This window comes from Chamaesiphon sp. GL140_3_metabinner_50, from assembly GCF_025361915.1.
GTDB lineage: Bacteria > Cyanobacteriota > Cyanobacteriia > Cyanobacteriales > Chamaesiphonaceae > Chamaesiphon.
The window spans coordinates 1-9,263 of record NZ_JANYJC010000239.1 but is presented as its reverse complement, the minus strand read 5'-3'; the positions used below and the strand labels follow the sequence as shown (position 1 = coordinate 9,263).

The 9,263-nt window shown below is 44.3% G+C and carries 11 protein-coding genes; 4 read left to right on the top strand and 7 right to left on the bottom strand.

Annotated elements, in window-relative coordinates; translation table 11 throughout:
• The coding region (locus tag Q0R35_RS11870; RefSeq protein WP_295618095.1) for an AAA-associated domain-containing protein at nucleotides 1-466 on the top strand (466 nt) is incomplete at its 5' end.
• 88 nt (nucleotides 467-554) lie between these two features.
• On the opposite strand, the gene Q0R35_RS11865 is transcribed toward Q0R35_RS11870, so the two are convergent.
• Genes Q0R35_RS11865 through Q0R35_RS11850 form a run of 4 tightly spaced genes read right to left on the bottom strand, consistent with a single transcriptional unit; the run spans nucleotide 555 to nucleotide 2,714 of the window.
• Nucleotides 555-773 carry a hypothetical protein gene (locus tag Q0R35_RS11865; protein WP_295618093.1) on the bottom strand — a complete coding sequence of 73 codons (219 nt, stop codon included), beginning with the start codon at nucleotides 771-773 and terminating at the stop codon, nucleotides 555-557.
• A 42-nt stretch (nucleotides 774-815) separates the two neighbouring features.
• Nucleotides 816-1,700, bottom strand: a complete 885-nt coding sequence (locus Q0R35_RS11860; protein ID WP_366944874.1) for an undecaprenyl-diphosphate phosphatase — start codon at nucleotides 1,698-1,700, stop codon at nucleotides 816-818.
• A gap of 59 nt (nucleotides 1,701-1,759) precedes the next feature.
• Nucleotides 1,760-2,200: a metallophosphoesterase gene (locus Q0R35_RS11855; protein WP_295618089.1), complete on the bottom strand. Its 441-nt coding sequence runs from the start codon at nucleotides 2,198-2,200 to the stop codon at nucleotides 1,760-1,762.
• A 13-nt stretch (nucleotides 2,201-2,213) separates the two neighbouring features.
• Nucleotides 2,214-2,714: a DUF4112 domain-containing protein gene (locus Q0R35_RS11850; RefSeq protein ID WP_295618087.1), complete on the bottom strand. Its 501-nt coding sequence runs from the start codon at nucleotides 2,712-2,714 to the stop codon at nucleotides 2,214-2,216.
• A gap of 201 nt (nucleotides 2,715-2,915) precedes the next feature.
• Here Q0R35_RS11850 and Q0R35_RS11845 point away from each other — a divergent pair, with 201 nt between their 5' ends.
• On the top strand, nucleotides 2,916-3,617 hold the full coding sequence (locus Q0R35_RS11845; protein ID WP_295618086.1) for a DUF4337 domain-containing protein: 702 nt from the start codon (nucleotides 2,916-2,918) through the stop codon (nucleotides 3,615-3,617).
• Between the two features lie 153 nt (nucleotides 3,618-3,770).
• On the opposite strand, the gene Q0R35_RS11840 is transcribed toward Q0R35_RS11845, so the two are convergent.
• Entirely contained in the window at nucleotides 3,771-4,067 is a 297-nt protein-coding gene (locus Q0R35_RS11840; protein WP_295618085.1) for a hypothetical protein, read from the bottom strand.
• A 95-nt stretch (nucleotides 4,068-4,162) separates the two neighbouring features.
• Here Q0R35_RS11840 and Q0R35_RS11835 point away from each other — a divergent pair, with 95 nt between their 5' ends.
• Together Q0R35_RS11835 and Q0R35_RS11830 are read left to right on the top strand one after the other, a co-directional pair.
• Complete coding sequence (locus Q0R35_RS11835) at nucleotides 4,163-4,345, top strand: hypothetical protein (RefSeq protein ID WP_295618084.1); 183 nt, start codon at nucleotides 4,163-4,165, stop codon at nucleotides 4,343-4,345.
• A gap of 616 nt (nucleotides 4,346-4,961) precedes the next feature.
• Nucleotides 4,962-6,242 (top strand): glycosyltransferase family 87 protein, encoded by a 1,281-nt coding sequence (locus Q0R35_RS11830; RefSeq protein WP_295618083.1) that lies wholly within the window; start codon nucleotides 4,962-4,964, stop codon nucleotides 6,240-6,242.
• Nucleotides 6,243-6,300: 58 nt separating this feature from the next.
• Here Q0R35_RS11830 and Q0R35_RS11825 read toward each other — a convergent pair whose 3' ends face one another.
• Both Q0R35_RS11825 and Q0R35_RS11820 read right to left on the bottom strand, forming a co-directional pair.
• Nucleotides 6,301-8,007 (bottom strand): SulP family inorganic anion transporter, encoded by a 1,707-nt coding sequence (locus Q0R35_RS11825; protein WP_295618082.1) that lies wholly within the window; start codon nucleotides 8,005-8,007, stop codon nucleotides 6,301-6,303.
• A gap of 50 nt (nucleotides 8,008-8,057) precedes the next feature.
• The coding region (locus tag Q0R35_RS11820; protein WP_295618081.1) for an efflux RND transporter permease subunit at nucleotides 8,058-9,263 on the bottom strand (1,206 nt) is incomplete at its 5' end.

The window sequence follows — 9,263 nt, the reverse complement described above, 5'->3', positions numbered from 1 at the left end:
CGTTGGTACCATTAGCGGTTTGTTAGAGCTAATTGTAGACCAACCTCAAGGCACAGACGATATTTCCCGACTGGCAGAGAGCCTGAAACTAGCCGTCGATGACTTATTACCGATCGTCGATGCGGCTGTATTACTCGGATTTGCCACAGTTTCCGCAGGCGATATTTATCTCACAGCCATCGGACAAGATTTTGCAACTACGACCATTTTGCGGAGTAAAGAACTGTTCCAACAGCAAGCTCTTCAACACGTACCTGTCTTAGTCAGCATGATTCAAACCCTCCAAGAAAAGCGCAGTGGTGCGATGCGGCGAGACTTTTTCGTAGATCTGTGGAGCGAACACGTTCCTACTGCTGAAGCCGAGCGACAATTTGCGACGGCGGTAGACTGGGGACGGTATGCAGAGTTGTTTGAATACGATGCAAGTGAGGAGCGACTTTACCTATCAGGAGCGCAGCCAGCTTAACGAGTTTAACGATCGCGATGGTATCAACTCGCGATCGTTACCATGTCGATCTAGGTGAGTTGGGTTGAGGAACGAAAGCAAAAGATCGCTAATTTAGATCGCCAGTTTTAGCAGCACTGTGTTGTAACAGTCGATTGAGTTCTACTAGATCGTCTGCTGAAATACCGCCTTGATGTCGATCGATTCCTGGTTCGGTCTTTAAGCGGTGCATATAAATTCGGAGAGCATTTTCATCTTCCCGATGGGACAGAACGTAGGCTCTCAGTTCGTGCCGTGGTATGGTTTGGAAGTCAGGGTGCGGTGTCATTATCAAATTCCCATAAACCGTTTTTAAGATTCTGAATTTAGTCTAATGTAAGAAACCTTGCACCGAACCAACAATCAAGCATAACCCGATCGCGAGTCGATACCACACAAAAATCCAGGTACTCTGATTTTCTAAGTAACGCAATAATCCATAAATAGCCAAAAAAGCCGAAATACTTGCCGAAGTCAAGCCAACCAATAGCACAAACCAGCCATTGGCATCCAGTCCAGCTTTGAATAGTGCGTGTAATTCGATCGCGCCAGCCAGAGTAACTGCGGGCAATCCCAGTAAAAACGAAAACTTGGCAGCAGGTTCGCGTTCCATCCCTAGAAACAAACCTGCCGTAAGAGTCGAACCCGATCGCGATACGCCTGGAATGAGGGCTAGAGCTTGAGCGACACCTACCAATAAGCCATCTTTGAGGGTCAGCTTACCAAATCCGCGCTCTCTGGTACCCTGAAACTCCGCTAACGCCAGTAATAATGACATCACGATCGAAGCGACCCCAATAACGACTAAGCCGCGCAGGGGCGAATTTGGCGCGTTGAGTGTTTTTTTGAGCAGCAGCCCTAGAATACCCAATGGTAGCGTCCCGATAATCAGTCCTAGCGTCAGTTGGAGATCTCTAGATTGATAATTGCCATCAGCGATCGATCTAACTGTACCCCCCACTAAACTCTTAATATCCTTCCAAAAATAAGACAGAACTGCACCCAAACTCGCCATCTGCATCGCCGCCGAGAACGCCGAACCTGGATCTGGCCATCCTAATAGACTGGGGACGATCCGCATGTGTGCGGTGCTACTAATCGGCAATAACTCGGTAATTCCTTGGACGATTCCCAGAATCAACACCTTGAACCAACCTAACTGGACGAATCCTAAATCGATCGCTTCTGGTGCGGGGGTAGCTAAATAATAAGTCATCATTAACGGGTATAAGAACTAAGTCGGCAAATAGACAAGGAGAGAATTGAGGTAATATTTTACCCGATCGAGATCGTCGTTCGATCGATTATATTTTGGTTAGAAATTTTATCCCCAGTTTTAACATCACTGAGTACATCATGATTTCCCAAGCAAGCATAGAATTTTACACCACTTTTTAGGAGATCGTGATAAGGCAATGTAAATACCGATTCAATCTTGCGAAACTCACCATTGGTATAGATATTATCTCCAGCTAGTACCACTAGATCTAGTGGAGATTTTTGATGCTGTTTGAGTAATGTATGGGCAACAGCATATTGCTGTGTACTGCCAGTACCAGTATCGGCTAGTACCCCGAATCTTAATAACCGTTTAGTAACAGATTTAGCATTGGCAATTTTGGAATCGGCTGAATTTTTCCAGGCTAATTTAGCACCAACGATCGATCCTAAAACAGCACCACTAGATATCAGAAATTTGCGACGATCGACATTCATGCACAAGTATTAATTAAAAATGAACGAGTAATAATAGTTTAAACAATATTACACAAATCGCGATTAATATAATCGCGATCGAGATGACTCCCAGCCATAGCAAAATTATAAACTTACGATTTGCACTATGACTTATAGTTGGTTGTTGCAGATGATTTTCTAAAAGATTAACATTACGCGTATTGGCTTTCCAGGTGGTGTCGAATAAGTCGCCCAGAATTGGCACGAGTCCGACAACTGCATCAATGACAATATTGGCAACCATTCTTAGTAGAATCGTTTTGGGTAGTTGAAATTGAATAGCATGGAATAGAATATAGCAAGACAGCAGTAGCCCAATTACATCGCCACCAAATGGTAAGATGCCAATCAGCGATTCGAGTCCTACTCGCAGATTCGTACCTGGAATTCTCAAGGCATTATCCCAGAGGTTACTCAGGTATCGGAGCCGTTCTAGTTTAGCGATCGCGGCTGGTTGAAGATTGACAGCGATTTGATGAGATCGATCGGTCATAACATTTTTACTTGACTTACGACAGACTGGGGAACTCAGATGCCTTACTAAAGATATATGAAAATCAGCTTATTTGAGATGAGCTTAGTATATAATAAAACGCGACCCCAAACATTCTGAATCTGGACAAAATCGTTTATAAAAAATCGATTGGTATAGAGTCTCTAAACACCTTAACATATCTGGAGATATAGTCATGTCATGGTATTAGCGTTAGCGCGATCGGCTACCCTCTTTCACCATTTACTCTATTTAACAACATTAACTATGGAAGAAGATTTAGGGCGAGAACCTGCCCAAATGCAGGAGGATACGGCTGAAGCTCTGAAAGATATGAAAGAGGAGCTAGCCGAAGAACGCGCCGAGCAACGCCAGGAACGTCAATCGCTAAACTTTATTGGGTTATCGACGGCTATTTTTTCAACATTAGCAGCGATCGCCGCAATGCAGGGCGGTTATTTTGCCAATGAAGGAATGTTGGCTCAAATCAAATCGAGCGATAGTTGGTCGCAATATCAGGCAAAATCTACCAAGCGACATATTGAAGAATCTAATCTAACTCTATTGCAAGCTCTCCAAAAACCAGTCCCAGCTAAAACAACTAGCGAAATTGAGAAGTTAAATAAAGAACAACAAGAGATTCAAAAAGAAGCGCGGCAACTACAGGTAGAATCCGAGCAAGATTTACAACGTCACGAGCTATTTGCTCGAAGTGTAGCCGCATTGCAAGTGGGCATTTCGATGGGAGCGATCGCAGCTCTGACTCGGAAACAGATTGTTTGGTATGTTGGCTTGGGGATATCCGCGATCGGGATTGGCTTTATGGTGGCTGGGAGTTTACCCAGTCAACAAAAGGCTATTAATGTTAAGTCAGAGCAAACTAGCTTAATTCAGGTTCGTTAGTGCAGTTAGCATCAACTGAAAGGTTCGGCCAGATGTAGGCTAGTAGAGTATTTGAGATAGACAAAACCATCATCACTTTGGAAGCGATCGTGCAGCTTTCCTAGATCTAACATTAGTTGCTGGCATAAAATTCCTTCAGATGGGCAGTAAGAATTACTCATCGCGAAATTCTACCAAGGGATGCGGTGTTGCCGCCGCGCTCATTGCGGCATTCGGCTCGATCGCGAATACTCGGACACCGCGCTCGGCTAACAACCGCGCAGAAATGCCAGTACCTGCGCCAATATCTGCGGCTACTAGCATCGCGGCATCTAACCCATCCAAAATGGTGTCAATTACGGCTGCTGGGTAGCTCGGTCGATATTTGACATAATCGGCTGCTCGATCTGAAAACCGATTGAGTGGATTCAAAGTATACAGCGCGATGGGATTAATATTAGTTTCGCTCATGATATCGATCTACAAGTAACGCACCTTGATTTTATCTGAAAAATCGATTTCGTTGTGCGATCGCCGAAACTTTACCCAGTTAAGAGAAGGCGATCGTGGTTGATTCACTAAAAGCTAAACTAATTCAAGCACATGAGAACTGTGGATTAGATTTTACTGAAATGGTAATGCCGATCGAGACAGAATTAGACTTGGTATTAGAGCTACGTCCGATCGAGGATGAAGTTGCTCCAGTCAAGAAAAAGCTATTAATATTAAGTCATCACAAACTAGCTTAATTCAGGATCGTTAGTGCAGTTAGGAGCGACGGAAAGGTTATTCAAAGTATCGAGTGCGCTGAGATTAATGTTAGTTTCGCTCGTGGTATCGATCTTCAACAGTCTGGAGCGATCGGTATTGTGGATTGTTACATATAGTGCTACAATTTCTCCAGTTACTTTTTTTAGACCCGTTTGCGCCCGCCGCCTACCGTGCGGATGCGCCCTCTAGGAGAGGGCTTTCACCTGGTCGATCGACATCAAGTTGTCAAGCATCTAGTTAAACGAATCGCACTTTGTCTAAACCCTCGAAAAGGGGGATTATGGAAAAGTAGGTTTAGCATCAAACGCTTGAAACCCTTTCCAGTAAATAAAAGACTGTCTCAGAAACCGAACTTTTTAAGACGTACGCATATTGTGTCGCTTTTTATGCCTCAAAATGCCATTCTCTGAGGAGTACCTCGGAGGATGAGATGGGCTAATTTAGCAGCTCAAGTATCTACCTCTAAAAGCTAGTAGTCACCAGCTATAAATATGCTTATTCCCTCTGGTGGAGGGTTTATCCAAAAAACCTTCTACATATTTTTTTATGTTCTCGATCGGCTACTGGAAAAGTTTAAGTCCTTTGACACGCAACATGGCTTTGTTCGCATTGTTTAATATCATTGGTATAAATCTATGTCTTCAAGTGTTATCTCCAGGAGCTTATGCGGAAACTGTCTTCGCTCCCATCATCCACTCTTTTTTAGAAAGGGAGACGAGCCAAGACTCTTGGGAGGTAATGAACATAGCTTTTAGTTATCTTCACTCATCTCACGATAAGACGGTATACTCTGAAATATTTTTCAATAATAAAATTAAGTTTCAATATCCTCTTTCTTCTCTCTTTCCTTTTATTTTACTAGATTGGACGATTCCAGAAAGTGAATGGAGATATGCTTTAAAAATAATCAACTACATAGCAGTAGCTTTCAATGTTTTGTTGGTCTCAAAAATATTCAACCTAGTCTTAATTAAAACTTCCAATCGAAAGAATCTTCCCCATTCCCGCGTAGATGCATTAACAAGAGATTTTATTGTTATTTGTTTGAGTTTGAGCTTCTATCCTATTGTCAGAGCAGTTCAATTAGGTCAGATTCAAGTGTGTTTAAATTGCTTGTTTGCATTAGTTACATGGCTTTTATTGAAAAAAGTTGAAAGACTAGCTGGGGCACTTACAGCTATCATGGCTCTCATCAAGCCACAATATCTAATTATTTATATTTGGAGCTTTATTCGCAAGAAATACCAATTCTTTGTTTGGTTTTCTATTGTTTTTACATCTGGACTGCTCACATCATTTATGGTTTTTGGATCCGAAAATAATATTGATTACTTGAAGGTTCTTTCTTTTATTTCTAGGCATGGAGAGTCGTTTAAGAATAACCACTCAATTAATGGATTGGTAAACAGATTAATATTTAATGGTAAAAATTTGCAGTGGGAAGACCATGCTTTTGCACCTTTTAATTCCATTGTTTATATCTCTACTCTAGCTAGCTCCTTAATTTTAATTTCTATAGCCTTGATGCCAATCTCGCCCAAACGTAGTGAAGGAGGAACTATTGATTTTTTAATTATTGCGTTGTCTAGCACAATGGCTTCTCCAATTGCCTGGGAACATCACTACGGCATCTTATTACCGATTTATGCCGCGATCCTGCCGCTATCTTTAATGGAATCGACTTTTTCTCGAACTAATATTCTGCTTTTAGCCTTAACTTATGTCTTTTGTAGTAATTATTTTAATGTTACCGATCTACTAGCTAACATCCCGATCTTAAATATTTTTCAATCTTATCTTTTCATTGCGGCATTTGTGCTATTACTCTATTTATATAGATTGCGATCCTTACTCCTTCCCACCCAAAGATTATAGACTACCAGACAGCACGGGATAATTTGTAACTTGTCATTAACTCAGAGATTTATGCCGATTAGATCGTTGGTTCGCGATCGAAAACCGCCAATGCTTCTTCTAAGTGGTTAAAAAATCGATCTGTACCGATTAAATCTGTCAGTCCATCGCGATCGAATTGTCTGCGGGTTTCTGGTGGCAAACCAGAGATAACAAAAGTGACATCTCGATCGGCTAATTCCTTAGCAACATCGCGAATCGTTAGCGATGCCGAGTAGTCAATATCGGTAATCGCTCTGGCTTCGAGAATCAACCACCGCACTGGTGGGTTAGCACTTTTGACTAGTCCCTCAATCTCTTCCGAAAAGAAGGTAGCATTGGCATAAAATAAATCGCGACTAAATCGATAGATAATCAAACCTGGTGCCGAAACACTGCCCATTTGCACTGGAATCAACTGCCACTGTCGATGGTCGTCGGGCAAAACGATCGCCGAATGCGGTCGATAGCTATGGCGGACATGTAAGATTAGGGATAACATTACTGCCAGAATAATCCCTTCTTTGACACCGATAAAAACTACTGTAGCAGCAGTAACGATCGCTAAATAAAATTCTTCACGGTGGGTTTTAAAGATCGATTTCAGTCCTTTGATGTCTACCAATCTCAGTCCGATCGAGAACACAATTGCGGCTAAAACTGGGTTAGGTAAATAGCTAATCGGTTGAGTCAGAAATAGAATGACAACTAGCACGACGGCGACTGTAGCTAGTTGCGCTACTTGGCTGCGTCCGCCTGCGGTATCGACAATTTCAGTTTTCGTCGGGCTACCATTGACGACAAAGGTGCCAGTCAATCCCGCCGCCAGATTCGCCGCCGCCAAACCTTCGAGATCGATGTTTTCATTGAAGCTCTCGCTATATCTAAAAGCGTAAGCGCGAGCAGTGGCGGCACTTTGGGCGACAATTACGATGCAGCAAGACAGGGCAATCCCCAAGATTTGGGGAATTTCGCTCAGATCGATCGTGGGTAAACCAAAGGCAGGTAAACCACTCGGCACAGCCCCCACCACGCTGACACCGTGACTGGCAAAGTTAAACTGCCAACTGGCAACGATCGCGACTACTACAGCCAGCAATGCGCCAGGAAATTTGGGGATAAATCGCTCGAATAATTGAATCGTCATCAGAACGGCGATCGAAATCCCGATCGCCAGATGGTTAGCATGGGGAAAACCCTCGATCGCAGTGAGAAGTTGTTGGAGCGGTTGATGTCCGCCGCCTTTAAGATCTAGCAACCCAGTTAATTGACCGATCGCGACTTGAATTCCTACCCCAGTCAAGAAGCCAATTAAGACGGTGCGCGAGAGAAAGTCTGCCAAGAAACCCAGCCGAAATAACCGTGCGAGGATCAATATTCCCGCCACCAGGATGGCGACTGCTTCGGCTAAAGCTAAATAATGCGGGTTGCCAACGGGTGCCAAGCCAGACAGCCCAGCCGCCAGAATTGCCGCCGTTGCGGAGTCGGCAGCGACAACGAGATGGCGGGAGGAACCCAAGATCGCAAACATAATCGCGGGTAGCAGGAGCGTATACAGTCCGGTGGCGATCGGTGTGCCGGAAATTTTGGTGTATCCCATCACTTCCGGGATGCCAATAGCAGCCAGCACGATGCCGCCAATGATGTCATTGCTGATGTTCGGTCTGCTGAAAGGTAAAATTCCTTGAAACAAGCGAGAGCGATGTTTGACTGGCGGTGGAGGGATATTTGTAGTCGATTTTTTCATCAATTTTGGGTTAAGACTCCGTTACTATATTTATTCATCGATTTAACTAGCTAATATTTTTGAGGAACGCTCTTTAACTTTTTTCGATCGAGAAATTGGCGGAACGATTCTAGATAGATATAGAAAACGGGCGTGAGATAGAGCGTCAAAATTTGGGAAAAGAATAGACCGCCGACGATCGCAATCCCCAATGGTCGCCGCGCCTCCGATCCAGAACCTGCGCCTAGTGCGATCGGGATCGTGCCAATCAATGCTGCCATTGTGGTCATCATAATCGGTCGAAACCTCACTAAGCAAGCTTCATAGATTGCTTGCTGGGGTAGGATATTCTTAACGTGGCGTTGACGTTCGATGGCAAAGTCTACCAGCATAATTCCGTTTTTCTTGACGATGCCGATTAACAAAATAATCCCAATAAACGAGTAAAGATTTAGCTCTACGCCAAACACTAGTAGAGTTAATAACGCCCCAAATCCAGCCGAAGGCAAGCCCGACAGAATCGTAATTGGATGGATAAAATCTTCGTAAAGAATCCCTAGAATTAGATAAATCACCACGATCGAAACTACCAATAACCCGCCCAGACTACTAAAAGAATCATTGAAGGCTTGAGCGGCTCCCTGAAAGCTAGCTGTAACGGTACTGGGAAGCACCTCGGCGGCAGCTTTGTTAATTAGTGCGGTTGCATCACTTAAAGATACTCCAGGCAGAGTATCGAAGGAAATCGTCGCCGAAGGCAGTCCTGACAAGTGATTGACGGTGAGGGGGCCGATGCCTTGAGTAATAGTTGCTACAGAACTGAGCGGCAGCACTACTCCGGTATTTGATGCTTGTGTGGTAGTCGCCGTCTGTGTTGTGTTCGATGTCTGTCCGGTAGTCGCCGTCTGTGTGGTCGTCGCTGCTTGTCGGGAACTCCGCACGTAGAGCGACGATAATGCGCTCGGATCGCGTTGATATTCTGGTTTGAGTTCCATCACGACCGTATATTGATTATTTGCCCCGTAGATCGTCGAAACCTGACCGGAGCCATAAGCATCGCCGAGGGTACGCTGGATCTGAGCGACGCTCACTCCCAACAGAGCAGCCTTGTCGTGGTCAACCGCGACGTTGATTTGGGGGGTAGCGAGCTGGAGATCGCTATCGACACCACGCAAGCCAGGGATGGCTTGAACTCGCTCTAGCAGAATCGGCATATATTTCCGCAGTTCGGCGAGATCCAAACTCTGAACCGTAAGCTGGTACTGGGAATTGGTTTG